Origin of the sequence: Kribbella sp. NPDC050241 (assembly GCF_044459685.1) — a bacterium.
In the GTDB taxonomy this organism is placed as follows: Bacteria; Actinomycetota; Actinomycetes; order Propionibacteriales; family Kribbellaceae; genus Kribbella.
On record NZ_JBITJE010000003.1, the window covers coordinates 387,605 to 413,210 of the forward strand.

The window sequence follows — 25,606 nt, forward strand, 5'->3', positions numbered from 1 at the left end:
ACCGTATCGTCAGAATGCGCAATCATCGTTGCGCATTCTGCAATATCGACCACCATCAGGGGAGCAGATGCCAGCCGCCTACGATGCCGACGCCATCGCCGCCCTCGCCGACCAGCCCGTGAGCTGGCGAGACAAGGCTCTACCGCCCGCGTTCTGGGGCCGGACCGTCGCGGAGGTGCTGGCCGACAAGCCCCGGCTGTCCCAGCTGCCCACTCCGGTGATGACGCTGTCCGCGCCCGGTCTGCGCCACAACGTCGACACCCTCGCCCGGTGGTCCGCGCAGCACGGACTCGAGCTCGCACCGCACGGCAAGACCACGATGGCCCCGGCGCTCTGGGCGATGCAGCTCGACGCCGGTTCCTGGGCGATCACGCTCGCGAACGTCTTCCAGCTCGGCGTCGCCCGCGCCTACGGCGTCCGCCGGGTACTGATCGCGAACGCGGTGATCTCCCCGCTACAGCTGCGCTGGATCGCCGACGAGCTCGCCCGGGACCCGGAGTTCGAGGTGCTGTGCTGGGCCGACTCGGTGCGGACCGTGGAGATCATGGAGGCGGCCCGATCGGCGTACGTCGGTCCGGACGCGCGGCCACTCGACGTACTCGTCGAGATCGGTGGACTCGACGGCCGGACCGGCGCCAGGGATGCCGACACCGCGGTGGCCGTCGGTGAGGCGATCGCGGCGGCGTCGACGCTGCGGCTGGCCGGAGTCGCCGGGTACGAGGGCGCCGTCGGGCATGGCGTCGACGAGGCCGGTCTCGCGGGAGTGCGGGCATACCTCAATGAGTTCGCTGGGATCCACCACCGCTTGCAGAGTGTGTACGACGCCGACATCACGCCGGTGGTCAGCGCCGGTGGCAGTCAGTACTTCGAACTTGTGGCGGAGGTGCTCGGGCCACTCGGCGCCGACGGAGCACGCGTCGTACTGCGGTCCGGCGCGTACATCAGTCACGACGACGGGCTCTACCGCCGGGTGTCGCCTCTCGGCGAGACACCGCGGACGGACGGCGAGCGGCTGGTGTCGGCGATGCATACCTGGGTCCGGATCACGTCGCAGCCCGAGCCGGGGCTGGCGATCTTCGACGCCGGCAAGCGCGACCTGCCGTTCGACCAGGACATGCCCGAGCCACAGCTGATCCGGCCGCGGTCCGACGGTGAGCCGGTGCTGCAGGCCACTGGGATGACGGTCACGAAGCTCAACGACCAGCATGGGTTCCTGCACTTCACCGACGTACCGGTGGTGATCGGCGACGAGTTGCGGATCGGGTTGTCGCATCCATGTACGGCGTTCGACAAGTGGGGGCTGATCCCGGTCGTGGACGATCCGGACGCGGCAGATCCCGTGGTCGTCGATCTGGTCAGGACCTTCTTCTGACATGGCGGACCTGCTGATCACCGGCGCGTTCGTGCTGGACGGGTCCGGCGCTCCCGGCGTACGGGCCGATGTGGCGGTCGACGCCGGCCGGATCGTAGCCATCGGCAACGACCTGCCGTCGGCGCGGCGGACGATCGACGCGGCCGGCCTGGCTCTGTCGCCCGGGTTCATCGACATGCACGCGCACTCCGACCTGCAGATCCTGGCCACCCCGGACCACACGGCGAAGGTGAGCCAGGGCGTCACGCTGGAGGTGCTCGGTCAGGACGGGTTGTCGTTCGCGCCGATCGACGATCCGACGCGGGTCGCGGTCCGGCGTCAGATCGCCGGCTGGAACGGCGAACCCGACGACTTCGACTTCAGCTGGTCCACGGTCGCCGGGTACCTCGACCGGCTCGACCAGGGCATCGCGTGCAACGCGGCGTACCTGATCCCGCAGGGCACGCTGCGGATGATGGTCGTCGGCACCGAGAACCGCCCGGCCACCCGAGCCGAGCTGGACGAGATGAAGCGCTTGCTGGCCGAGGGTCTGGAGCAGGGCGCGGTCGGGATGAGCAGCGGTCTCACCTACACACCGGGCATGTTCGCGACCACTGACGAACTGGTCGAGCTGTGTGGCATCGTCGCGCAGTACGGCGGCTACTACGGTCCGCACCAGCGGTCGTACGGCAAGAACGCACTGGACGCGTACGGCGAGATGGTCGAGGTGGCTCGCCGATCCGGGTGCGCGCTGCACCTGACCCACGCGGTGATGAACTTCGAGCCGAACCGCGGCCGCGGCGCCGAGCTCGTCGCGATGATCGACAAGGCGCTCGCGGACGGCGTCGACGTCACCACAGACACCTACCCGTACTTGCCTGGGTCAACGACCTTGGGCGCAATCCTGCCGAGCTGGACCGCCGAAGGCGGGCCGGACGCGCAACTGGCCCGGCTGCAGGATCCGGAGCAGCGGGCCCGGATCGCCGTCGAGATGGAGCAGGTCGGGTCGGACGGTTGCCACGGCTGCGTGACCGACTGGAACACCATCGAGATCGGCGGCGTACGCAACCCGGCGCTGACCGGTGCCGTCGGCAACACCGTCGCCGCGCTCGCGGCGGGGAACGGCCGGGCGCCGGCGGACGTCTTCTTCGACCTGCTGGTCGAGGACAACATGGCGACGTCGATCCTGCAACACGTCGGGCACGAGGAGAACGTGCGGACGATCATGCAGCACTCGAGCCACACCGGCGGCTCGGACGGGATCCTGGTCGGCGGCAAACCGCATCCGCGGTCGTGGGGGACGTTCCCGCGCTACCTCGGCCGGTACGTCCGTGAGCTCGGCGTACTGGAGTTGGCCGACTGCATCCATCACCTCACCGGCCGCCCGGCCCGGCGGCTGCGGCTGCCCGACCGCGGTCTGGTCCGGGAGGGGTACGTCGCCGACCTGGTGCTGTTCGATCCGGCGACGGTTCGCGACACCGCGACCTTCGAGGAGCCGCGGCGGCAGGCCGAGGGCATCCCGTACGTCCTGGTCAACGGCGTCCCCGTGATCGACGCCGGTCAACGCACCGACGCCCTGCCTGGCGGCGCGATCCGCCGTACTCCGACTGCGAGAGGAATCTCATGAACGAGCGAAGCGCGTTCATCATCGAGCACAGCACGCCTAGCACCTCGTCCGCGCCCGGAGCGAAGCGAGGACGCGGATGAGTGTGCTGGACCTGCTGCGCGCGGACCGGGTGCTGACTGTTGTCCGGGCACCGGAGATCGCCGACGCCCGCGACCTGTGCGCCGCGCTAGTTGCCGGTGGCATTCATGTGGTGGAGCTGACCTTCACTACCCCAAATCTCCCCCAGCACCTCGAGCGCGCCGCCTCGACCGCGGCAGAGACTGGCGCGGTGGTCGGGGCCGGCACTGTCCAGACCCGCGCCCAGGCCAAGCAGGCCATCGACGCCGGTGCGCAGTTCCTGGTCACTCCTGGTCAGGGTCCGGACGCTGCGGCGATCGCCGAGGCTGCGCGGTCTGCGGGGATACCGGTGATCCTCGGGGCTTTCACTCCCTCGGAGGTGATGACCGCGCTGGCGCTGGGCTCGGACGCGGTGAAGATCTTCCCTGCGCATCAGCTCGGTCCGAAGTACTTCAAGGACCTCAACGGCCCGTTCCCCGGCGTACCGCTGGTGCCGTCCGGCGGGATCAACGCCGGCAACGCCCGCGACTACCTGACCGCCGGCGCTCTGGCCGTCAGTGCAGGCACCGACGTCGTCTCCCCCGCCGACGTGGCCGCGTCGAACTGGGACACCATCACCACCAAGGCGCAGACCTTCTGCGCTGCGCTTAGGTGACGGGGATGCTCCCGTAGTTGGTGCGTAAGCAGTCGCCGCCGGGCAGGCGGCGTACCTGCTGCACACACGCAACAAGTACGCCGTCCTGACCGCGATGGCCGGCGGAGCTAACCGATCAGCTCCAGGACCGGCCCCTCGTGCAGCGCCCGGTAGACCTTGTCACGCAGGACGTTGGCCTCGGCATCGGTCAACGTACGGTCCACCGGCCGGAGGACCAGTCTGACCAGCAGATTCCGTTGGCCCGGGGTCAGTTGCAGCCGTTCGCGAGCCGCTGGAGGCAGGTCGTCGTACGCCGTCTCCCCCAGGACGTCCAGCGACTCCGCGGCGTCCGCGTCCGGTCCGAGCGCGTCGCGGACCTTGTCGCCGAGCACCTCCGCTGAGACATCGGCAGAGGCGTCCACGACCACGGAGAGGTCGCGACGCACCGACGGCATGGTCGAAACAGGCTTGTACGGCGTCAGATCCAGCATCTGCCCAGCCACCCGAGGATCCGTCGACCTGAGCAGCCGGATATCGCGGATGCCCTTGCGGAGCATCAGCAGGCGATCGAGCCCCGGCCCCATCGCCAGTCCGGTCCAGCGCTCGTCCAGTCCGGCTTGGCGGAGGACGTGCGGAGCAGCCACACCGCACTCACCGATCTCGATCCACTGATCGTCCAGCAACACATCGATCTGACGGCCATGGATCGTGTAGGGGTGCACCGCCGGCACAGTCCGGTACGTCTGGCCGGGCAGGACCGTGTCGACCAGTCGGGCAATCATGTCTTCCAGCTCGGGCTCTCCGAGCGTCACGTTCCGGCTGATCCGCCAGAGGTCGAGCTGGTGCGGCGTACCGGTGTGTTGCCAGTCCACCGAATCGCGGCGGTAACAGATGCCCGCGCACACCATCAGTACGTCGGACGCCGCGGACTCGGCGAGTTCACGCAGTGCCGGCGGGATCATCGCCGACGTGTGACTTCGCAGTACCTCGGTCTCCGACGCGTAGCGGGTGTAGCGGGCCTCCCGGGTCACGGCGTCACCGGCGTACCCGAGGTTGTCGTAGTTGTCGGCCAGGCTGACCACGGGATGGTCGCGCCTGGTCCAGATCTCCGTGTACGGCCAGGCCGCGCCGAGCGCCGTACGGATCGAGTCGACGACCAGCTGGACGGCGTGCGGTCCCTGGGCCGGATCGGTCAGGTCGCGCAGGGACAGGGCAGCGTGCAGTTGTTCAGAAGTGAGTGCAGACATGGGTTTCTCTCCAGGATGACGGTCTCGACGGGGGGACACCCCGGTCGGCCGCGGTCACCTCAGGAGAGAGCGCAGCAGCAGCTCACCCCGTCGGCACCGTCGTGCCGGCCGGGGCGCAGAAATCGCCGCCCGTACTGCGTCATGCCGACCAGTGTACCGACCCGGAATCGAGTCAGCACTCTTCATGCACTCTTCCGGAACTTTCCTCCCGGCTCGACTGTCCAGGTGCAACGATGGGGCGCATGCGATGGATCGACACGTTGGAAGCCGCGGCCGCCGAGAAGTTACCCGAGGCCGTGCACCGCTATTACCGGCAGGGTTCCGCGGGTGGGACCAGCGTCGGCGAGGCCACCGCGGCCTGGGCGTCGTACCGGTTCCGGCCCCGCGTGCTGCGCGACGTGTCCACCGTCGACATCAGCACCACGGTGCTCGGTACGCCGGTGGACGCCCCGGTGCTGGTGGCGCCGTCGACCATGCAGCGGATGGCTGATCCGGACGGCGAGATCGCGATGGCGACCGGCGTCGGAGTGGCCGGTTCGGTGCTCGGGGTGTCGAGCAACGCGGGGACGTCGTTCGCCGACCTCGGGGAGACCGGCGTGCCGTGGTGGCTGCAGATCTACGTCGTACGCAACCGCACCATCACCGAGCGGATGCTGGACGCCGCGGTCGCCGGCGGCGCGAAGGCGATCGTGCTCACCGTCGACACCCCGGTGGTCGGCCGGAAGGAGGACGACGGACAGACGGTGTGGGAGCTGGCTCAGCCTGGCCAGTGGCTGAAGAACCTGCCCGAAGGCGAATGGTCCGACGACGACCTGGACAAGGCCGACGACCTGAGCCCCGATGTGATCGGCTGGCTCGCCGACCGCACGGGTCTGCCCGTGGTTGTGAAGGGTGTGCTGCGCGGTGACGACGCCAAGCGGTGTGCGGACGCGGGTGCGGCGGCTGTGATCGTGTCCAACCACGGCGGACGCCAGCTCGACGGCTCCATCGCCACCGCACAAGCGCTGCCCGAGGTCGCCGAGGCACTCGCCGGCACGAGCACCGAGGTCTATGTCGACGGCGGCATCCGCCGCGGCGAACACATCCTCGCCGCGCTCGCTCTCGGCGCTCGAGCAGTCTTCGTCGGTCGCCCGGCCCTGTGGGCGCTCACGGTCGGAGGCTCGGCCGGCGTGACCCGGCTGCTCACGGACTTGGGCGACGAGCTGAGCCACACTCTCCGCCTCAGCGGCTGCGCACGGCCCGGCGATCTCACGCCGGATCTGGTGATCCCAGGGGAGCCTGGGCTGCTCGGAGGACGGAGGGGCTGACATGAGCCGTCCGGAGCCGCTGCGCATCGTCTGCCTGAATGCGTTCATGCCCGGGTTCCGGGTGCTGCACGACTTCGCCGCCCGGAACGGGCACGAGATCGTGCTGGTCGTCACGCTGCCTCTGACGTCGGGCAGCCGGTACGACGAGGACGCGAACCCGTTCGTGGTGGATCTGCCCGAGCGGACGGATGTGCTGATCACTGGCAAGCTGCGTACGGTCGCGGCGCCGGTTGTCGAGGCGTTGCAGCCGGACGTGGTCATCTCGGCCGCGTTCCCGCGACTGATCCCGGCCGAGATCCTGCAGATCCCGAAGTACGGCGCGATCAACTGCCACCCGTCACCGCTGCCGGAAGGCCGTGGACCGAATCCGGCGCGGCTGATCTACGAAGGCGACGAGCGGGTCGCGGCGAGCGTGCACCGGACCGCGGCCGAGTTCGACACTGGCGCCATCCTGGCGCAGCGGATCGCGCCACTGCCCGCGGATCTGAACGGCAGCGGACTCATGCAGTCCTGGTACGAGCTGCTCAGCGAGTGCCTGGACGAGGCCGTCCCACGCCTGGTCGCCGGAGAGGCCGGTGAGGATCAGGACCCGGCCAGGGCCAGCGAGGCGCCGTTCTTCACCGAAGAGGAGAAGCTGCTCGACCTCGCCGTACCTGCTGCCGAGATCCGCCGCAAGGCCGCCGCCCTCAACGTCACCTCGCCCCAAGCCCAGATCCGCGTCGGCGACACCACTCACGTGATCAGCCGTACCGATCCCGCTGACGGACCACCGGCGGGCACCCCAGGCACGGTGCTTGCCGAGCACGACGACGGCTGGACCATCCAAACCGCCGACCACCCCCTCCGCTTCACCCGCGGCTGAGGCCGCCCGGGACCCCGGACATACAGAAGGGCCTCGGGAGAACCCGAGGCCCTTCTGTGTGCTGACTTGTGGGTCAGTCGTCCGCGTTCTCGTCGGTGAGGTTGCGGGTCAGGTTGGGGTCAACCTGAACGCCCGGCCCCATCGTGGTGGAGATGACGGTCTTCTTGATGTAGCGACCCTTGGAGCTGGCCGGCTTCAGCCGGAGGATCTCCTCCAGCGCGGCGCTGTAGTTCTCCACCAGCTGGTTCTCGTCGAACGAGCCCTTGCCGATGATGAAGTGCAGGTTCGCGTGCCGGTCGACCCGGAACTCGATCTTGCCGCCCTTGATCTCGGTCACGGCCTTGGCCACGTCCGGGGTGACGGTGCCCGTCTTCGGGTTCGGCATCAGACCACGCGGGCCGAGGACGCGGCCGAGGCGGCCGACCTTGCCCATCAGGTCAGGGGTGGCGACGACGGCGTCGAAGTCGAGCCAGCCGTCGGTCACCTTCTTGATCATGTCGTCGTCGCCGACGAAGTCGGCGCCGGCGGCCTTCGCGGCCTCGGCGCGGTCACCGGTGGCGAAGACGAGGACCCGTGCCGTCTTGCCGGTGCCGTGCGGAAGGTTGACGGTGCCGCGCACCATCTGGTCGGCCTTGCGGGGGTCGACCCCGAGGCGCATCGCAACGTCGAGCGTGGAGTTGAACTTCTTGCTGCCGGCGGCCTCCTTGGCCAGCCGGATCGCCTCGAGCGGCGTGTACAGCTTGTCGAAGTCGATCTTCTCCGCGATCGCGCGGTAAGCCTTACTGCGCTGTGTCATGTCTGTTCTCCTGTGTGCGAACGCTGCTTGTTCGTTCGCGTTGTGGTGATGACGGGCGAACCTCTCGCCCTTCCACTCCTGCTGGTCCGCCGCGGCGGACCGATGGAGGTACTACTTCTCGACGACAACGCCCATCGAACGGGCGGTGCCCTCGATGATCTTCATCGCGGCGTCGATGTCGCGCGCGTTCAGATCCGGCATCTTGGTGGTGGCGATCTCGCGGACCTGGTCGGAGGTGATCTTGCCGACCTTGTCCTTCTGCGGGACGGCCGAGCCCTTCTGCAGACCGGCGGCCTTCTTGATCATCTCCGGCGCCGGCGGCGTCTTGGTGATGAAGGTGAAGGAACGGTCTTCGTAGATCGTGATCTCGACCGGAACCACGTTGCCGCGCATGGATTCTGTCTGGGCGTTGTACGCCTTGCAGAACTCCATGATGTTGACGCCGTGCGGACCGAGCGCGGTACCGACCGGCGGGGCCGGCGTCGCGGCACCGGCCTGGAGCTGCACCTTGACCAGGGCAGCGATCTTCTTCTTGGGAGGCATTCTGTCGGGTCCTTAGACTTTCTGGATCTGGTTGAAGCTGAGTTCCACCGGGGTCTCCCGGCCGAAGATCTCGACCAGGGCCTTGATCCGCTGGGCCTCGGCATTGATCTCCGTGACTGTGGCGTGCAGGGTCGCGAACGGCCCGTCGACCACCATGACCGAGTCGCCCACACCGAAGTCGGCGACCTCGACCTTCTTCTTGGCCGCGGTCTTGGCGGGTGCGGCGCCGGCTTCGGCAGCCGCTGCCTCGGCCGCCGCCACGACGGCCGGAGCGAGCATCTTCTCAACCTCTTCGAGGCTGAGCGGGACGGGCTTCTGGCTGTTGCCGACGAAGCCGGTCACCGACGGCGTGTGCCGCACGGTCGACCAGGACTCGTCGGTCAGGTCCATCCGGACCAGCACGTAGCCGGGGAGCACGGTGCGCTTCACCATCCGGCGCTGCCCGTTCTTGATCTCGGCGACCTCTTCGGTCGGCACGATGATCTCGAAGATGTAGTCCTCCATGTTCAGGGAGTTGATCCGGTTCTCCAGGTTGCCCTTGACCCGGTTCTCCATCCCCGAATAGGTGTGGACGACGTACCAGTCGCCGATCTGCGAGCGCAGCCGGCCGCGGAGCTCCTCGAGCGGGTCGCCCGGCTCCTCGGGCTCGCTCTCCTCGGCCTGAGCCTCGGCGGCAGCAGTCGCCGCGGCGAACGCGTCCACGTCCGCGTCGTCGTCGGCGGCCGGGCTCGCGTCCGCGCTGGAGAAGACCAGCTCGTCGTCGGCCGGCTCCTCCTCGATGCTCTCGTCGGAGGTGGTCTCGGCGGTCTCGGCAGCGAGCTCGTCGGCCGCGTCCTCGACGTCGGCCTCGGTCACGACCTCGGCGTCCTCGGCCTCGTCTGCGGCGGCGACCACCACGAGCGGCTCCTCGTCGGAGTCGTCGGCGTCGGCCGGGCCGTCCTCGGCCTCGTCGTCGGCGGAGTACTCCGCGACCTCCTCGACCTCGTCGTCGGCGCTGACGTCCTCGTCCTCGTCGTCGAGCCCGGCGAACGGGTCGTCGTCATCGTCGTCGTCGCCGGCGAACAGGTCGTCATCGTCGGTGGCGTTCTCGTCGAAGTCGAGCTCGAGGTCAGGTTCGTCGGAGTCAGCGGATACGTCGAACTCGTCCTCCAGGTTGAGGACCTCGTCGTCGCGCTCGGACACGTTGTACTCCGTCATCTGTGCATCGGGTCTTGTCTGGCTTCGGGTCGGGCCGGCGGGCCCGGGACCCCCGGCGAGTGCGTTCGTGGGCTGCTGTGAACCTCAGCCGAAGATCTTGAACATCGCCCAGCCGAAAACGAGGTCGAGGACCGAAACGATCGCGATGACGAACACCACGAAGGTCAGGACGACCACGAAGTAGGTGGACAGCTGCTTACGGGTGGGCCAGACGACCTTGCGGAGCTCGGCAACCACCTGGCGGTAGAAGCGCAGCAGGCCCCTGCCCTGCTTGCCTTCCGCCGGTTTGCCGGCGCCGGACGGTGCCGGGGTGCGCGTCTCCGTCACGACCTACCTCTTTCGCTAGCGGCGGCCTGACCGGCCCTGCGCCGGTCAGGATTTGCAGGGCACGAGGGACTTGAACCCCCAACCTTCGGTTTTGGAGACCGATGCTCTGCCAGTTGAGCTAGTGCCCTCTGCAATCCTCCGGACGCCGCGGGACCTGATCTCGGGCATGCCGGATCAGGGCCACCAACGCCCGGACTAGAAGAGTGTACGGGGTCCGCGCCACCTGGTCTAACCGAGGCCCTTGCCCGTACGACCCCCGGACCGGGCGTCGCACCGCGACCAGAACCATACAGCCTCCAACCGGTTCCAACGGACCACGCCCCCTGCGTGTTCCCCGGATCACCAGGTGACACCACGGTGCGTGGGCGGCCGCCCTGGTGCCAGGATGGGGCGCATGGGTTCCAGGGTTTCGGCGCGGATCGGCGCCATCAGTGAATCGGCGACGATGGCGGTCGACAGCAAGGCGAAGGCGCTCAAGGCGGCCGGTCGCCCGGTGATCGGGTTCGGCGCCGGTGAGCCGGACTTCCCGACGCCGGACTACATCGTCGAGGCGGCGGTCGCGGCCGCCCGGGATCCGAAGAACCATCGCTACACCCCCGCCGGCGGACTGCCGGAGCTGAAGCAAGCGATCGTCGAAAAGACCAGGCGCGACTCCGGCTACGAGATCGAGGCCGCCCAGGTCCTGGTGACCAACGGCGGGAAGCACGCGGTCTACAACGCGTGCGCGACGCTGCTGGACCCCGGCGACGAGGTGCTGCTGCCGGCGCCGTACTGGACGTCGTACCCGGAGATCATCCAACTGGCCGGGGGTGTGCCGGTCGAGGTGCTCGCCGACGAGACGCAGGGGTACTGCGTCACCGTCGAGCAGCTCGAGGCGGCCCGGACCGAGAAGACCAAGGCGCTGCTGTTCTGCTCGCCGTCCAACCCGACCGGTGCGGTGGACAGCCCGGAGGCGGTCGAGGCGATCGGCCGCTGGGCGCTCGAGCACGACCTCTGGGTGATCACCGACGAGATCTACGAGCACCTGACGTACGGCGGCGCCGAGTCGACGTCGCTCCCCGTCGCGGTGCCGGAGCTGGCGGACAAGACCGTCGTACTGAACGGTGTCGCCAAGACCTACGCGATGACGGGTTGGCGGGTCGGCTGGATGATCGGCCCGAAGGACGTGGTCAAGGCCGCGACGAACCTGCAGTCGCACCAGACCTCGAACGTCTGCAACATCGCCCAGCGGGCCGCGATCGCCGCCTTGTCCGGCGACCTCAGCGCGGTCGACGAGATGAAGAAGGCGTTCGACCGCCGCCGGCAGACGATGGTGCGGCTGCTGAACGAGATCCCCGGCGTCGAGTGCCCGGAGCCGACGGGTGCGTTCTACGCGTACCCCTCGGTCAAGGGCGTACTCGGCAAGGAGATCAACGGGCGTACGCCGGCCAGCTCTGCGGAGCTGGCCGAGATCATCCTGGACGAGGCCGAGGTCGCGGTCGTCCCGGGTGAAGCGTTCGGCGCGCCTGGATACCTGCGGCTGTCCTACGCGCTCGGCGACGCCGACCTGGCCGAGGGCGTCGGCCGGATCGCCAAGCTGCTCAGCTGACCGGATCAGCCCGATTTCTGTCCGTACGCCGTCCGTCGGTAACCTTCGGTAATGACGCAGCGGGATCTGCGGGTGCTGCCGAAGACGCACCTGCATCTGCACTTCTCCGGGTCGATGCGCCACCTGACGCTGGTCGAGCTGGCGGACACGCACGGGGTTCGGCTGCCTGACGCCCTGCGCACCGATTGGCCGCCGGATCTGTCCGCGGCGGACGAGCGTGGCTGGTTCCGGTTCCAGCGCCTGTACGACATCGCCCGGTCGGTGCTGCGCACGGAGGACGACGTACGGCGCCTGGTCCGGGAGGCGGCCGAGGACGACCGGGCCGACGGCTCCCGCTGGCTGGAGATCCAGGTGGACCCGTCCGGGTACGCGAACCGGTTCCACGGCATCACCGAGTTCACCGATCTGGTCCTGGACGCGGCCCGGGACGCGTCTGCCACGACCGGGATCGCAGTGCAGGTGATCATCGCCGCCAACCGCACCCGGCATCCCCTCGATGCCCGGACGCTCGCCCGCCTCGCAGCGCAGTACGTGGGGCGTGGAGTGGTCGGCTTCGGCCTGTCCAACGACGAGCGCCGGGGTACGACGTCCGAGTTCGCACCGGCCTTCCGGATCGCGCGGAACGCCGGACTGCTCGCTGACCCGCACGGCGGCGAGCTGTGTGGCCCCGCGACTGTCCGCACCTGCCTGGACGAGCTGGGAGCCGGCCGCATCGGACATGGGGTGCGCACAGTCGAGGACCCGGACCTCCTGAAGCGTGTGGTCGACGCACAGATCGCCCTGGAGGTCTGTCCGGCATCCAACGTCTCACTCGGCGTCTACGAGCGACCGGAGGACGTGCCGCTGCGCCAGCTCTACGAGTCGGGGGCACGCATCGCGCTCGGCGCGGACGACCCCTTGCTCTTCGGCTCGCGTCTGGCCGAGCAGTACGAGTCAGCCCGCACGGTCCACGGCTTCACCGACCAGGAGCTCGCGGACCTGGCCCGCGGCTCGGTTCTGGCCTCCACCGCTCCACCCGACGTCCAGAAGTCCTTGCTCAGTGAGATCGACGAGTGGCTCGGCGTCACGACTCCAGCCCCGGTCCCGGCGTACTAGTGCGGTTCGACGCCGTCTACCTGGCCCGCCACGGGCAGACACAGTGGAACGTCGAGGGACGCAGACAGGGACGGCTGGACTCGTCACTCACTCCGCACGGGCTGCTGCAGGCGCAGCGGAACGCAGCTCTGGTCAGCGACGAGCAGATCGATGCTGTCTTCACCAGTCCACTCGGCCGCGCTCGCCGTACGGCAGAGATCCTTGCCGACACGCTGGAGCTACCTGTGCGGGTGGTCGACGACCTCGCAGAGGTCGCGCACGGTGAGTGGTCGGGGCTCACGTCGGCGGAGATCGACTCAGGTTGGCCTGGGCAGCGGGCTGCTCGCGAGAAGGACAAGTACGTCTTCCGCTTCCCCGGTGGCGAGAGCTATGCGGACGCTGAGCTACGAGCCGTACGCGCGTTGCAGAGCATCGCAGCGACGGGATCGCTCCGACCGCTGCTCGTCGCGCACGAGATGCTCGGCCGGCTGCTGGTGAAGCAACTCGTCGGGCTCGGCAGCGAGGAGGCTCTGCGGCGCGCTCAACCGTCCGATGTGGTCTATCGGATCACCTCCGCCGGATCGATCGATCGGTTGACGTGTGCCGAATAAGTGCTGGTCTGGTTCCTGAGCAGGGCATTGCCCGGGCCTGCGGGCGGGAATTACGTTGCGTACATGACGCCGACCAAGATCCTGCTCCCAGAGGACGAGCTTCCGACCCGTTGGTACAACGTGCTGCACGACCTCCCCACGCCCCCGCCGCCGGTGCTGCATCCGGGGACGGGGCAACCAGTGGGGCCGGACGATCTCGCGCCGCTGTTCCCGATGGACCTGATCCTGCAGGAGGTCTCACAGGACCAGTACGTCGACATCCCGGGCGAGGTGCTCGATGTGTACCGGCTGTGGCGACCCAGCCCGCTCTACCGGGCGCACCGACTGGAGAAGGCGCTCGACACCCCGGCGCGGATCTACTACAAGTACGAAGGTGTCTCGCCGGCCGGCTCGCACAAGCCGAACACGGCGGTCCCGCAGGCCTACTACAACGCCAAGTCCGGTGTCCGGAAGCTCACCACCGAGACCGGCGCCGGTCAGTGGGGCACAGCACTCGCCTTCGCCTGCGCGCAGTACGGGCTGGAGTGCGAGGTCTGGCAGGTGCGGGCGTCGTACGACCAGAAGCCGTACCGCCGGACGATGATGGAGGTCTTCGGCGCGACCGTCCACCCGAGTCCGTCGGAGCTCACCGAGGCCGGCCGGAAGATCCTGGCGGAGGACCCGGAGTCGCCTGGATCGCTCGGCATCGCGATCAGTGAGGCGGTCGAGTCCGCCCTTCAGGACGAGTCTGTGCACTATGCGCTGGGCTCGGTGCTCAACCACGTGCTGCTGCACCAGACGATCATCGGCGAGGAAGCGCTGATCCAGCTCGCGATGGTTGGTGAGACGGCGGACCTGCTGGTCGGCTGCACCGGTGGCGGGTCGAACTTCGGCGGCCTGGCGTTCCCGTTCCTCCGGGAGAAGTGGGCCGGGCGGATGTCGCCGACCGTCCGCGCGGTCGAGCCGGCCGCGTGCCCGTCGCTGACTCAAGGGACGTACGCGTACGACTTCGGCGACACGATCGGGATGACGCCGCTGATGAAGATGCACACCCTCGGCCACGACTTCATCCCGGACCCGATCCACGCCGGCGGTCTGCGGTACCACGGGATGAGCCCGTTGATCAGCCACCTGTACGAGACCGGCGAGATCGAGGCGGTCGCCAAGCCGCAGTCCGAGTGCTTCGCCGCGGGTCTGCAGTTCGCCCGCACCGAAGGCATCGTGCCGGCGCCCGAGCCGACGCACGCTCTGGCCGCGGCGATCGAGGAAGCCCAACGCTGCAAGGAGTCCGGCGAGGAGAAGGTCATCCTCACCGCTCTCTGCGGTCATGGCCACCTGGACCTGGCGGCGTACGACGCCTACCTCAGCGGTGCGATGACAGACCGTTCCTGGGACGACGCTGATATCCAGGCCGCGGTCGCCCAGGCTCTCACCCACCTGCCCGTTCTGAGCTAGCGCCTACCGCGCTTCCACCAGGGTTTGGGCCGCTTGGCGACGGCTTCCAGCCAGTCCGCCGGGACGGCCCACCCCCTGGCCTGCACCGCATCGAAGTACGCCGCCTTGAGACTGTCCGGGAGCCAGTAGGTCGCCCTGCTCTGGTCCATGACCTCGAAGTACGTCGTACGTCGCTTGGCGCTCCAGATGGTCGCCTGCTGGGCGCAATAGGCCAGCCGGACGTAGTCCCACCGTGCCTGTGCGTCCTCCACGTCGAACACCCGCTCCACCACGCGCCCTTGCCGCGGCTCGGCCTCGATCCCGTCGATCAGCCCGAGCACCAGCTGCCGGTCGTGGGTGATCTCGTCCGGCAACCGCAACTCCACCGGGTCGAGGACGACAGGCCCCAGCCAAGGTCGCGCCACCTCCAGGAACACCTCCAGCAAGGCGAACCCTTCGTCGGCCCGCTCGAACCGGGCGAGTTCCGCCCGCAAGGTCGTCACCGCTTCCTCGGCCATCCGCCCACCCTAGTGTCCTGAGTCGGAGGTTCGGGGCACTCGGAGGCCGATCCTCCGCATGGGCGGCCAGCCGGTCCGGCATCTGCCCCGACCTGCCCCTGTCTGCCCCGGCCATGCACGCTCAGCTACGAGCTCCTCGACCACCGATCTGCCCCGGTTCGCCGCCCGCCGACCAGGCGCACCACCCGGAAACCCCTTACAGCGCGAGAAATCCGGGGCATCTCGGGGCATTCCGGGGCAACCTGGGGCAGATCATCCACAGCCCTCGTCTTCGACCTCACAGAGGGTGCGCGGACACCTACAGTTACCGCCATGCCAGACCCGAACGAACTCCTCCGCACCGCCCGCGAACGCACTCCTTCCCGCCGAGCGCCCGGTGAGCAGATGTCCCGGGCCGAGCTCGCGGAGGCGGTCTGCGGCTGGCTGTGGGAGACGACCGAGACGAAGTACGAGCTCGACGGGCACTACATCGCGAAGCTCGAACGCGGCGCCGTCCGCTGGCCCGGAGCGGCCTACCGGGCCGGCCTGCGGTTTGTCCTGAACGTGGTCGACGACGCCGACCTCGGATTCGTCGCGCCCGGCGGCCTGGCCGGCACGGATCCGGAGCCGGGGACCAGCTCGATGCTCGGGCTCGAGGACGACCTGGTGCAGGCCGGCGACGAGTCGGTCGCGCTCCTCGCCCTCGCCGAGGAGTCGAATGTCGGCGACCTGACCGTCGAACAGCTGCACGCCGACATCGTGCGCATCACCCAGCAGTACCTGCGCACGCCGACCAGACCGCTGTACATCCGCGCCCGGGCGATCCGGGACCGCGCGTTCCGACTCCTCGCCGGCCGGCAGCCGCCGAGCCAGACCCGCGACCTGTACGCCGCGGGCGGCTGGGCGCTGACCCTGCTGGCCTGGATCTCGGTCGACCTCGGCCGCCCGGATGTCGCCGAGAGCCACACCCGGACCGCCTGGGCCTGTGCCGAGGCCGCCGAGAGCGACGACTTGCGAGCCTGGGTGCGCGCGACGCAGCACACCGCTGCGTTCTGGCAGGACGACTTCGCCCGGGCGACGACGTACGCGCAGGACGGACTGCGGTACGCGACCGGTAGTTCGACACTGTTCCTGGCCAGCGTCGCTGCGGTCGATCTCGCCCGGACCGGCCGTCACGCCGAGGCCCGCGAGGCTCTCACGATCGCGAAGCGCACAACGGTCCGCACCGACGTACCGGAGCTCGGTGGCCCTTTCCTCTGTACGCCGGAACGCGCGGAAGGCATCTGGTCCGACACGCACCTGGCGCTGGGCGAAGCACAGCGCACCCTCGAGCACGCGGATCGCGGCATCGCGCAGTTCGAGGCGGCGCCACACGCGGTACGCAACTTCGGTTCGGAACGGATGGTCCGGCTCCAGCAGGCCAAGGCACATTTGCAGCTCGGTGATCTGGACGGCGCGACGGAGGCGGTGTCGGTCGTGCTGACCACACCGGTCGAGTACCGGGTGCGTCCGTTGATCCATCGCATCAGCGAGGTCGCCGCCCTCACCCGCCTCAGCCGGCACGCGACCGATCCGAAGGCTCGCGCGCTGCACGACTCCATCCGCGTCTTCACCCGTCATCCCGCCAGCAGGGCGACCCCGAGCAAATGAGAGGCCCGTCAATGTTCGAAGAAGTCCACGACCACTGGTACTGGCGTCCCGGTTGGCGCGCCGACCGTTCCTTCTACACCTGGCACATCACGTTCGCGGACCGATCGGAGATGGCCGCGTTGCATGCGTCGTACGCCGAGCTGGTCGACGACCTCCCCGGCTTCACGCCCGTGCCGCTGGAGTGGTTGCACCTCACCCTGCAGGGCATCGGCTTCACCGACCGGGTGCCGGAATCCGACCTGGCGGACATCGTCAAGGCCACTCGTCACCGGGTCACCCGCCTCGGCTCGTTCCCGGTCGGCATCGGCCCGGCCGTCCTCGACCGCGAGTCCATCCAACTCCCGGTCCGCCCGATCGAACCGCTCCAGCACCTCCGCGACCTCACCCGAGCCGCCATCACCGACGTCTGGGGCGACGACGCCGTCCCCGAACTCCCCGAGCTCAACCCCCACATCACCATCGCCTACTGCAACCACCCGGCCCCCGCGGCCCCCATCACCACCCGCATCCTCAACCACCCACCCCGCTCAACCGCCCTCTCCATCACCACCCTCACCCTCCTGTCCCTCACCAGAACCCACCACCTCTACCACTGGACCCCCCTCGAGACGATCCCCCTGGACTGACGCACGGGCCCGAGCGCCCACCACCCATGCCGCCCCGACCTCGCGCCCGCATTCACACCTTCGTCGACGAGAACAAGACCCGCGGCCTTCTCATGGCCGCCGCGAGCTGCCCGGCCTCGGCGGTGAGCATCAACCGCCGCACTCTCGCCGGACTTCTGATGCCCGGCCAGCGCAGGATTCACTTCCAGAAGGAGTCCCCTGCGCGGCAACGCAAGATCCTCGCCGCCATCACCGAGCTCGACACAGCCACTAACCTCTACGCCACACCGCGAGCCGACGTCGAGAGCCGACGGCGCTGCCTGACCGCGATCGTGCGAGATGCTGCACGGACCGGCGAGCGGCTCGTGGTGGAGCGCGACGAATCCACCCTGGACTTCGACCGGCAGACGCTGTACCACGCGGTCAGGATCTATGACTGTGTCGAGACACTTCAGTACGAACTGCTGGCGCCACATCTGGATCCACTGCTGTGGATCCCGGACGCGCTGGTCTGGGCGTGGGCCAAGGGCGGTGAATGGCGCGAGCAGGTTCGCGAGTCCTGCACGACCCGACCCGTCTGAACGCGCGGAACCCGGCTCACCAACCGTCCGGATGGCTGCCGGGTTCACTTCCCACAAGCTATTGCCCTGGGCACCGACAACTCTACCGGCAACTCCGGTCGCGTCGCCAGCAGGATCAGTAGGCGCGGAGGGAGGTTACGTGGGCTCGGGGGGAGCCGTTGGTGGTGTGGGGTTTTAGGCGGAGGTGGGTGATGGGGGTCGGGGTGGGGAGGGGGTGGCGGTGGGTTCGGTGGTGGTTGTTGGTGACGGTGGCGATGGGGTGCCAGTCGGCGGTTCTGTTGCGAGCCTCGAGGGTGTAGGACTCGAGGAGGGTCGGGAGCGATGTGAAGGGCGTGCGGTGGTGGTGGAGGTTGATGAGGTCCTCCTCGACGTCGTCGTCGAGGATCACGACAACCTCGGAGACATCCACGGGTGCGGACCAGCTGAGTTCGATCCACGGGTCGGGGTCCCAGGCGAGGTCTTCGGAGGACCAGAGGTTCGGGCCGCCGTACGGGCGGGAGTAGCTGCCGATCACCTTCTCCGGTGCGTACGCCGACGTCTCCCCCAGGCGAAGGCACAGACCAGCCCGCGGCAGGATGTGCTTCCAGGCGCGGAACTGTTCGGTCCACTGCTCATCAGGCGACGGGTCGCGATGCGCGAAGTAGATCATCCCGGGCAACCCCGTCGCCGCTGTATGGACGGAGACAGAGGCGTTCTGCTTGAGGACCACGATCACGTTGCCGGGGTGGTCCGGACGATAGTCGACAGGTACGTCGATCCACCGCTTCTCCCCCGCGGCCACGGGCACAGAGCGCGAGTCGATCAACGCCAACGGCAGATAGTTCTGCGGGTTCACCGGATCGTGCAGCTCGACGGTCAGTACGGCGTCTTCGGCAGCGTCGACCAACAGCTCCAGACGATCCAGCGCAGGATCGACCGGCACGACCATCGCGATATCGGCGTCCAACGGCAACGTGCCGGACGAGACCTCGACAGTCGGCTGAGTCAGCGTCGACGACGCCGTGACAGCGGCCCGCAGAGCAAGGTTGGCCGGATCATCGTCTACGACACCGAGGACGGAGCCATCGGCACGAGTGAGCGCATGCCGCATCAACTCGAAGCGCGAGGAAGCCAACTCACGCGGAGACAAACCGTTGCGCAGGGCAACAGCAGCCCCGATGCCGGCCGCCTCCCCCAGAATCGCGCAGGTCGCCATCACCCGAGTCGTGCCGAACGCGACGTGACTCGCACTGATGTTCCGGCCAGCCATCCACAGATTGCGCACACTCCGCGAGTACAGCGACCGCAGCGGAATGTGGTAGTTCCCATCCGGATGCCAGTGCTTCGACCCGCGCTCGCTCGCATAGACCCCACCAGGCGGGTGCAGATCGATCGACCAGCCACCGAACGCGACCCGATCCTCGAACAGCGTCTGCCCGAGTACGTCGTGCTGCGTCAGCACGTGATCACCGAGGAACCGGCGGTACTCGCGCTTGCCCGGCACCGACCCGATCCACTCCAGGGTCAGGTTGTCCGCGTCGAACCGCCCCGAGTTCTTGATGTAGTTCCAGATCCCGTAGACGACCGCCTGCAGTTCGTCCCGGATCGCCTCGTTGTCGTCGACGACGTCGAGCTCTCCACCCCACTCGATCCACCAGTACGCGCATCCGTTCAGATCCGACCGGATCACGCGGCGATCCGGGATCGCGGTCTCGGTGATGTCGCGCGCGAACGACGGCGGCACGAACCGCACCGGTGCGCCGGTGTCCTTCGTGTAGAAGAGGAGCGTGCTGCCGAGCGTGTCGTTGTCCGGTACGTCCGGCGCCCACGACTCGTCGTACATCGACCGCGGCTCGCGTCCGGTCCGGTACTCCGCTCCCGCGAGCAACCCGATCAGGCCGTCGCCCGAGCAGTCGGCGTACGCCGGGCTGACGAACCGGATCTCCTTCTCCGACCCCATCTGCCATCCGGTCACCGACCGGATCTCCCCGGCAGAAGCCTCGACGGTCCGTACGTCGGTGTTCAGGAACAGCTGGATCCGGGGCTCCGCGCGGACCGCCTCCAGCAGCACGAGATCCCAGTAGTAAGGATTTCCCTCGGGGTTGCGGTACTGGTTCTCCACGAACAGCTCGCCCATGATCCCGGTCTCCCGGGCGAAGTGCTGGACACCGTGCGCGGTCGCGCCGCACACCCACACCCGCACCTCGCTGGAGGAGTTGCCGCCGAGCACCGGCCGGTTCTGGACCAGCGCCACCGTGCTCCCCTGCCGGGCCGCGCCGATCGCGGCGCAGATACCGGCGAGCCCTCCGCCGACGACGGTCAGATCGGTCTGGATTTCGAGCTGCTGCATGCAGGAACCTTTCAGCTGTCAGGTGTGATGACGGGTTGTCCGGGCCCGTTCGGGTGGTTGGCCGTGAGGTGGTCCGGGACGCGCTGCGCGACCAGGACGAACAGCAGGCCGGCGGTCAAGGTGTCACTGGCCCGCCCGGCGAAGAACTCGGTCCAGGTCCCACCGACCGGCGTACCGGTGTCGAAGACGACCTCCGCCACCCGGCCGATCGGCGAGTCCGCGACCCCGGTGATCGCGACCGTCAGCGCGCCCCCGGCCTTGGAGCGCTTGATGAACTCCAGCGTGGCCGGATCGTTCCCCTGCCGGGTCACGACCAGCGCGACGTCCCCGGATTCCAGCAACCCGCTGCCGATCGACCCGGCCTGCGGTCCGTCGAAGAACCACACCGGGATCCCGATCCGCAGCAACCGGATGTACAGCTCGCGGGCCGGGATCGCGTCTCCCCACTCCCCATAGATATGGGTACGTCGTGCGCCCGCGATGGAATCGGCGACCCGGGCGGCAGCCGCCAGGTCGATCGACGCCAGCGCGTTGCGGAGAGCGTTGGCCTGGGTACTGGCCAGCACGTTGAGCACCTGTTCGGGCGGGTCCGCCGGACCGATCGCCATCCCGATGTCACTCGCCCAGCCGGCCTCGATCCCGCGGCCGACCTCCATCGCGAGGGCAGCCCGGAGTGCGGGGTACCCGGCGAACCCGAGGTGCGTCGACAACCGGGTCACCGTCGCCGCCGAGGTCTGCGCGGCCTCGGCGAGCTTGGTGATCGACCCGCGCGCGACCTCGTCCGGGTTCGCCTGGATGTGCTCGGCGACCCGCTGCATCGCACCGTTCAGCTCCGGCAGGGCGCGCTTGACCAGCTGCAACGGGCTCGGACTGTCAGCTCTCTCCATGTCTCCCATTCCGCGATCATCACGTATAGACGAACTGGGCACTCGCCACACCGTCGGTGTCGCTGACGACCCGCACCCAGTGCGCGCTGAACCCGGATGGGAACACGTGCGTCCGGATCTGCCCCGGCTCGACCGTCAATTCCGTGACCGCCCCGAAGCGCCCGTGCCCGTGGAAGTCGATCTCGACAGTGATCGTGATCGGATCGGCCGAGAAGTTCTCCAGATGCAGGCACTTCCCATCGAAGCCCGTCATCAGATACGGATCCGACGGCACCCCGGCGGCGACCGGCGTCTCCCACCACGGGCCACCCCACCCGGCCGGCTTGCCGAAGCTCCACAGGTCATCCGTCTTCCCGAACCACAGCCCGGACTGCGGCTCGGCCGTGGTCGGGTTGAGTCCGTGACTCGGCGAGGCGTTGTCCGCACCGGCGACGAGCATGCCGCGCCAGGAACAGAAGTCACCCAGCACCCACAGATGGGTCGAGATCGGCCGCACGCCCCAGATCCGGCCGCCGTACGCCCAAGGCGACAGTTCGTAGAACATGCCGTGGTGGTCGAGCAGGAGCCGCTCGTGCTCGACCTCCCGGATCCGCGGCCACTCGGTCTGCCACTTGTGGTCGAAGCAGTGCGACGCCTTCGGCAGCCGGTACCGCGTCCACTTCTGCTCGGCCTCCGTGAACACCTCGAGGATTGCCGACGCCCGGTCCCATCCGGTCGCGAAGATAGTCCCGCCGAACTCGTGCCGCCCACCGATCGCGGTGTACGGGTCCTCTCGCAGTACCTTCCACGATTGGCCGTCGTACTCCGCGAGCCGCCCGCGCGACCGAACGCCTTCCCACTCGGGCTCGGCGTACTCGTTGGAGCAGACGACGAGCCGGCCGAACGACGTGTAGCAGTCCTTGTAGTGGACCTTCATCTCGCCGTCCGTGCCGAGCTCGTCGTTGAGGTCGAAGAGCTGCGTGCACTCGTACGTCGTCAGGTCCAGCTCGAGCAGCTCACCTTCCATCGCCAGCACATACACGTGGGTGTCCGGCTTGGTCAGGTGCCGCGACGTACCGCAGACCCGGAGCGGCTGGAGCTCGGGGATCGTGACGATCTTGTGGTCGGCACTGATCACGTGCGGCCCGAGGACCAGCTGCGACGTCGGGAAGTGCACGAATCGGTTGGTGTAGGTGCCGTCCACACCGAGGGTCTCGGCGACGATCTCCATCGACAGGTCGGCGTCGATCCGCCGGAGGCTGACGCCGGCACCGGACGGCGCCTTGTGGGAGTTGTAGTTCTGGACGTAGAGCTTCCCGTTCCACGGCATCAGCGAACCGACGCCGAGCTCGCTGCGTGGCGGACCGAAGTCGCCGACCTGCGCGAGATCCGGGAAGACACCTGAGACGTTGATCATTTGATCCCTGTGTGAGTCATGGCCGCGATGAAGCGGCGTTGCAGGACGACGAAGACGATCAGCACCGGGACGATCGAGATCACCGAGGCTGCCATGGTCAGACCCGGTGCGATCTGCCCCTGCTCGTCGACGAAGTTGGTCAGGCTGAGCGGCAGGGTGTAGCGCTCCGGGTTGCTGATCAGCACCAGCGGCGTCTCGTAGTCGTTCCAGGACCAAACGAACGCGAGGATGCCGAGTGCACTGATCACCGGTGTTGCCAACGGCAAGTAGATCCGGGTGAACACCCGCCACTCGTTCGCGCCGTCCATCCGGGCCGCTTCGGCGAACTCGGCCGGCTGACTGACGAAGAACTGCCGCATCAGGAAGGTCCCGAGCACCGTGAACATGCCAGGCAGGATGAGCGCCCACAATGTGTCGTAGAGCCCGAGCTTCTGGAAGTAGATGAACCGCGGTACCAGCAGCAACTGGGCCGGGATGATCGCGGTCGCCAGGTAGACCAGGAACAGCTTGTCCCGGCCCTTGAACGACATCCGCGCGAACGCGTAGCCGGCCATCGTCGCGGTGATCAGTTCCCCGGCGACCCGCAGTACGGCGACGAACACCGACCGCCCGAACGCCGGCAGCACCGAGGTGGCACCGCTCAGTACCGTGCTGAAGTTGTCCCACTGGAACGGATCCGGGATCCACTGCATCGGGATCTTGTACGCGTCCACGTCCTGCTTGAGCGCGGTCGACAGCATCCATGCGAACGGCGCGAGGAAGGCGATCGCGAGGATCCACAGCGGGATCCCCCAGTACCACTTGGCGCGGTTAGTCATGCAGAGCCCTCCCTCGCTGGGCCCGCCAGGTCACCAGGGTCAGCACCAGTACACCGACGAAGGTCACCAGGCCGGTCGCCGAGGCATAGCCGAACCGGTAGAACTGAAAGCCCGTCTGGTACATGTAGTAGGAGATCGTCGTGGTCGAGTCGCCCGGTCCGCCGGCGGTGATCAACGCGATCAGGCCGAAGCCCTGCGACGCACCGATGATCAGCGTCACCAGCAGGAAGATCGTTGTCGGCAGCAACGACGGCCAGGTGATCACGCGGAACTTCGCCCAGATTCCCGCGCCGTCGATGTCGGCCGCCTCGTACAGCTGCCGCGGCGCGTCCTGCAGCGCGGATAGGTAGATCAGCGAGCAGTAGCCGACGCCACCCCACACCGCCATCACGATCAGCGCCGGCAGCGCCCAGTGCGATGAGGCGAACCAGCCCGGTTGCAGCCCGAAGACGTCGAGCACCTGGTTGACCAGGCCGGCCTTCGGGTTCATCAGCATCAGCCAGGTCATGCCGATCGCGACGATGTTGACGATGTACGGCAGGAAGAAGATCGCCCGGAGTACGGCGCGACCGGGCAGCGGGCGGTTGAGCGCGATCCCGAGGCCCAGTCCGAGGATCACGGTCAGCGGAACGGACACTCCGACGTAGACGAGGGTCAGGCCGACCGCGCTCCAGAAGCCGGGGTCGCGGGCAATGGCGATGAAGTTGTCGAGACCATTGAACTTGATGCCGCCGAGGCCGGACACCAGGTTCCAGTCGGTGAAGGCGAGCACGATCACGCTGATCAGCGGGATCAGCGTGAACGCGATGACGCCGAGCAGGTTGGGCGCGATGAACAGCAGCCCGATCCAGCCCTTCGGCTTGATCCCGGGACCCGGATCGGCCCGGACCGTGGTCCGTTCCGCTGCGACGACGGTGGCGGTGGCCATCAGGAACTCCTCTCGTTCCGGGCGATCGCGGCATCGGCGACCCGGCGTACCTCACGGATCGCCGCGCCGGGATCCTTCTCGCCGAGCCAGCACAGGTCCTTCTGCTGCTTCACCGCGAGGGTGATCTCGGGGAACCCGGCCAGCCGGGTGTCGGTGGCGAGCTTCGGTTCCGCGTCCAGGACGACACGGCGGAACGACTCGACGTCGAAGTACTTCTCAGGTTCCTTGCCGAGCATGCCGGTGAGCACCTGGTCGTCGGTGACGTTGCCCAGCGTCGGCAGCTTGCCGCCCGCGAGCATCGGCGTGGACCCCTCGGTGAGCCAGAACTTCACGAACTCCCAGGCCGCCTCGGCCTTCGGCGACTTCGGGTTGACCATGACGAAGTTGTTGTAGCTGCCGCCGTTCCAGTCCTGGCCGTCGACGGTCGGAGGTGGCGCGAACGAGACCTTGAAGTCGTGCGGGAACTTCTTCGGGTCGTACAGGTACCGCAGGTTGAACGGTGCGGTCGACCAGAGGTGGAACTCCTCGCCGAGGAACGAGTTCTGCTGGTACGAGTCCAGGTGCCGGGCGAGCACCTCGGTCCACGGGAACGCGGACCCCTCCCGGATCATGTCCTGGCCGATCCGGAAGCTCTGCTCGAAGTGCGGATCACCGAAGTTCGAACGATCGCCGTCGTACCAGTAGTTCGGGCCGAGCGCGATCCGGGCCACGTCGGGGACGGTGTACGCGCCGATGGTCTTCGCGGTGGTCAGCTTCTTCGCGGTCTCGCGGTACTCGTCGATCGTCCACTGCTGCGGAAGGTCGACGCCGGCCTGCTGCCGGAGCTTCTCGTTGAGCAGTACGAAGAACGGCTCACGGGCGGTGGCGAGCGCCTTGATCCGGCCGTTGTCGAGGTACGCCCGCGGTTGATCGGTGTCGAGGAACACCTTCAGTTGCGGGTCCTGGGTCACCCGGTCGGTCAGGTCCGCGGCCAGCCCGGACCCGGCCCGGAGCGCGAGCGACGCCGGCGAGTAGGTGAAGTACACGTCGATGTCGACACCACCCTGCAGCGCGGTGTCCAGCTTCAGATTGCCGCGGGCGTCGTTCACGAACCGCGTGTAGTTCACCTTGTACTGCGGGAACCGCTGCTCGAATGCTTTGACCACGTTCGCCGGCCCGGATGCGGCCGGCACTCCACCCCAGACCTGCAGCACAGCCGACCGCGCTCCCCCACCAGAGCACCCGGGCACCACCGTCGCCAGCGCCCCCGCACCAAGCCCGGCCAGCACCTCCCGCCGCGAA

The 25,606-nt window shown here is 68.2% G+C and carries 24 protein-coding genes and 1 tRNA gene; 12 read left to right on the forward strand and 13 right to left on the reverse strand.

Features of this window, described 5'->3' with window-relative positions; all coding sequences use genetic code 11:
* The first annotated feature begins 67 nt into the window (after window positions 1-67).
* From ACIBG5_RS16465 to ACIBG5_RS16475, 3 genes are all read left to right on the forward strand, one after another.
* Window positions 68-1,372, forward strand: coding sequence for an amino acid deaminase (locus ACIBG5_RS16465; protein ID WP_396392352.1), 1,305 nt, complete (start codon window positions 68-70; stop codon window positions 1,370-1,372).
* A 1-nt stretch (window position 1,373) separates the two neighbouring features.
* Window positions 1,374-2,978 (forward strand): amidohydrolase family protein, encoded by a 1,605-nt coding sequence (locus ACIBG5_RS16470; protein WP_396392353.1) that lies wholly within the window; start codon window positions 1,374-1,376, stop codon window positions 2,976-2,978.
* Between the two features lie 76 nt (window positions 2,979-3,054).
* Window positions 3,055-3,690: a bifunctional 4-hydroxy-2-oxoglutarate aldolase/2-dehydro-3-deoxy-phosphogluconate aldolase gene (locus tag ACIBG5_RS16475; RefSeq protein ID WP_396392354.1), complete on the forward strand. Its 636-nt coding sequence runs from the start codon at window positions 3,055-3,057 to the stop codon at window positions 3,688-3,690.
* Between the two features lie 107 nt (window positions 3,691-3,797).
* Here ACIBG5_RS16475 and ACIBG5_RS16480 read toward each other — a convergent pair whose 3' ends face one another.
* Window positions 3,798-4,916 carry a hypothetical protein gene (locus ACIBG5_RS16480; RefSeq protein ID WP_396392355.1) on the reverse strand — a complete coding sequence of 373 codons (1,119 nt, stop codon included), beginning with the start codon at window positions 4,914-4,916 and terminating at the stop codon, window positions 3,798-3,800.
* Between the two features lie 242 nt (window positions 4,917-5,158).
* On the opposite strand from ACIBG5_RS16480, the gene ACIBG5_RS16485 reads away from it, so the two are divergent.
* Window positions 5,159-6,223 carry an alpha-hydroxy acid oxidase gene (locus tag ACIBG5_RS16485; RefSeq protein ID WP_396392356.1) on the forward strand — a complete coding sequence of 355 codons (1,065 nt, stop codon included), beginning with the start codon at window positions 5,159-5,161 and terminating at the stop codon, window positions 6,221-6,223.
* A 1-nt stretch (window position 6,224) separates the two neighbouring features.
* Window positions 6,225-7,085, forward strand: coding sequence for a methionyl-tRNA formyltransferase (locus ACIBG5_RS16490; protein ID WP_396392357.1), 861 nt, complete (start codon window positions 6,225-6,227; stop codon window positions 7,083-7,085).
* 73 nt (window positions 7,086-7,158) lie between these two features.
* Here ACIBG5_RS16490 and rplA read toward each other — a convergent pair whose 3' ends face one another.
* The 5 genes from rplA to ACIBG5_RS16515 all read right to left on the reverse strand — a co-directional run bounded on the left by rplA (window position 7,159) and on the right by ACIBG5_RS16515 (window position 10,076).
* Window positions 7,159-7,881, reverse strand: a complete 723-nt coding sequence (gene rplA / locus ACIBG5_RS16495) for a 50S ribosomal protein L1 (RefSeq protein ID WP_360446745.1) — start codon at window positions 7,879-7,881, stop codon at window positions 7,159-7,161.
* 111 nt (window positions 7,882-7,992) lie between these two features.
* Window positions 7,993-8,424 carry a 50S ribosomal protein L11 gene (gene rplK / locus ACIBG5_RS16500; RefSeq protein WP_131361094.1) on the reverse strand — a complete coding sequence of 144 codons (432 nt, stop codon included), beginning with the start codon at window positions 8,422-8,424 and terminating at the stop codon, window positions 7,993-7,995.
* Window positions 8,425-8,436: 12 nt separating this feature from the next.
* Window positions 8,437-9,321 carry a transcription termination/antitermination protein NusG gene (gene nusG, locus ACIBG5_RS16505; protein WP_396392996.1) on the reverse strand — a complete coding sequence of 295 codons (885 nt, stop codon included), beginning with the start codon at window positions 9,319-9,321 and terminating at the stop codon, window positions 8,437-8,439.
* 384 nt (window positions 9,322-9,705) lie between these two features.
* On the reverse strand, window positions 9,706-9,948 hold the full coding sequence (gene secE / locus ACIBG5_RS16510; protein WP_360446750.1) for a preprotein translocase subunit SecE: 243 nt from the start codon (window positions 9,946-9,948) through the stop codon (window positions 9,706-9,708).
* Window positions 9,949-10,003: 55 nt separating this feature from the next.
* Window positions 10,004-10,076: transfer RNA gene (locus ACIBG5_RS16515), tRNA-Trp, on the reverse strand.
* Window positions 10,077-10,342: 266 nt separating this feature from the next.
* On the opposite strand from ACIBG5_RS16515, the gene ACIBG5_RS16520 reads away from it, so the two are divergent.
* The 4 genes from ACIBG5_RS16520 to ACIBG5_RS16535 all read left to right on the forward strand — a co-directional run bounded on the left by ACIBG5_RS16520 (window position 10,343) and on the right by ACIBG5_RS16535 (window position 14,655).
* On the forward strand, window positions 10,343-11,536 hold the full coding sequence (locus tag ACIBG5_RS16520) for a pyridoxal phosphate-dependent aminotransferase (protein WP_396392358.1): 1,194 nt from the start codon (window positions 10,343-10,345) through the stop codon (window positions 11,534-11,536).
* A gap of 51 nt (window positions 11,537-11,587) precedes the next feature.
* Window positions 11,588-12,631, forward strand: a complete 1,044-nt coding sequence (locus ACIBG5_RS16525; protein ID WP_360446754.1) for an adenosine deaminase — start codon at window positions 11,588-11,590, stop codon at window positions 12,629-12,631.
* Complete coding sequence (locus ACIBG5_RS16530) at window positions 12,589-13,221, forward strand: histidine phosphatase family protein (protein ID WP_396392359.1); 633 nt, start codon at window positions 12,589-12,591, stop codon at window positions 13,219-13,221. The genes ACIBG5_RS16525 and ACIBG5_RS16530 overlap by 43 nt, the downstream gene beginning before the upstream one ends.
* Before the next feature lie 63 nt (window positions 13,222-13,284).
* Window positions 13,285-14,655 carry a TrpB-like pyridoxal phosphate-dependent enzyme gene (locus ACIBG5_RS16535; RefSeq protein ID WP_396392360.1) on the forward strand — a complete coding sequence of 457 codons (1,371 nt, stop codon included), beginning with the start codon at window positions 13,285-13,287 and terminating at the stop codon, window positions 14,653-14,655.
* On the opposite strand, the gene ACIBG5_RS16540 is transcribed toward ACIBG5_RS16535, so the two are convergent.
* Complete coding sequence (locus ACIBG5_RS16540) at window positions 14,652-15,152, reverse strand: hypothetical protein (RefSeq protein ID WP_396392361.1); 501 nt, start codon at window positions 15,150-15,152, stop codon at window positions 14,652-14,654. The genes ACIBG5_RS16535 and ACIBG5_RS16540 overlap by 4 nt on opposite strands.
* 312 nt (window positions 15,153-15,464) lie before the next feature.
* On the opposite strand from ACIBG5_RS16540, the gene ACIBG5_RS16545 reads away from it, so the two are divergent.
* From ACIBG5_RS16545 to ACIBG5_RS16555, 3 genes are read left to right on the forward strand one after another with little or no spacing between them, the layout of a single operon-like run.
* Window positions 15,465-16,781: a hypothetical protein gene (locus tag ACIBG5_RS16545; RefSeq protein ID WP_396392362.1), complete on the forward strand. Its 1,317-nt coding sequence runs from the start codon at window positions 15,465-15,467 to the stop codon at window positions 16,779-16,781.
* 11 nt (window positions 16,782-16,792) lie between these two features.
* Window positions 16,793-17,407, forward strand: a complete 615-nt coding sequence (locus tag ACIBG5_RS16550) for a 2'-5' RNA ligase family protein (protein ID WP_396392363.1) — start codon at window positions 16,793-16,795, stop codon at window positions 17,405-17,407.
* A 26-nt stretch (window positions 17,408-17,433) separates the two neighbouring features.
* Window positions 17,434-17,967 (forward strand): hypothetical protein, encoded by a 534-nt coding sequence (locus ACIBG5_RS16555; RefSeq protein ID WP_396392364.1) that lies wholly within the window; start codon window positions 17,434-17,436, stop codon window positions 17,965-17,967.
* Between the two features lie 115 nt (window positions 17,968-18,082).
* Here the strand turns inward: ACIBG5_RS16555 and ACIBG5_RS16560 are convergent, their stop codons facing one another.
* Genes ACIBG5_RS16560 through ACIBG5_RS16585 form a run of 6 tightly spaced genes read right to left on the reverse strand, consistent with a single transcriptional unit; the run spans window position 18,083 to window position 25,518 of the window.
* Window positions 18,083-20,296 (reverse strand): FAD-dependent oxidoreductase, encoded by a 2,214-nt coding sequence (locus ACIBG5_RS16560; RefSeq protein ID WP_396392365.1) that lies wholly within the window; start codon window positions 20,294-20,296, stop codon window positions 18,083-18,085.
* An 11-nt stretch (window positions 20,297-20,307) separates the two neighbouring features.
* Window positions 20,308-21,183 (reverse strand): MurR/RpiR family transcriptional regulator, encoded by an 876-nt coding sequence (locus ACIBG5_RS16565; protein WP_360446767.1) that lies wholly within the window; start codon window positions 21,181-21,183, stop codon window positions 20,308-20,310.
* 19 nt (window positions 21,184-21,202) lie between these two features.
* Window positions 21,203-22,579 carry a hypothetical protein gene (locus tag ACIBG5_RS16570; RefSeq protein WP_396392366.1) on the reverse strand — a complete coding sequence of 459 codons (1,377 nt, stop codon included), beginning with the start codon at window positions 22,577-22,579 and terminating at the stop codon, window positions 21,203-21,205.
* Window positions 22,576-23,397: a carbohydrate ABC transporter permease gene (locus tag ACIBG5_RS16575; protein ID WP_396392367.1), complete on the reverse strand. Its 822-nt coding sequence runs from the start codon at window positions 23,395-23,397 to the stop codon at window positions 22,576-22,578. Before ACIBG5_RS16575 ends, ACIBG5_RS16570 begins: the two co-directional genes overlap by 4 nt.
* Window positions 23,390-24,325: a carbohydrate ABC transporter permease gene (locus ACIBG5_RS16580; RefSeq protein ID WP_396392368.1), complete on the reverse strand. Its 936-nt coding sequence runs from the start codon at window positions 24,323-24,325 to the stop codon at window positions 23,390-23,392. Before ACIBG5_RS16580 ends, ACIBG5_RS16575 begins: the two co-directional genes overlap by 8 nt.
* Window positions 24,325-25,518 (reverse strand): ABC transporter substrate-binding protein, encoded by a 1,194-nt coding sequence (locus ACIBG5_RS16585; protein WP_396392369.1) that lies wholly within the window; start codon window positions 25,516-25,518, stop codon window positions 24,325-24,327. Before ACIBG5_RS16585 ends, ACIBG5_RS16580 begins: the two co-directional genes overlap by 1 nt.
* Between the last annotated feature and the right edge of the window lie 88 nt (window positions 25,519-25,606).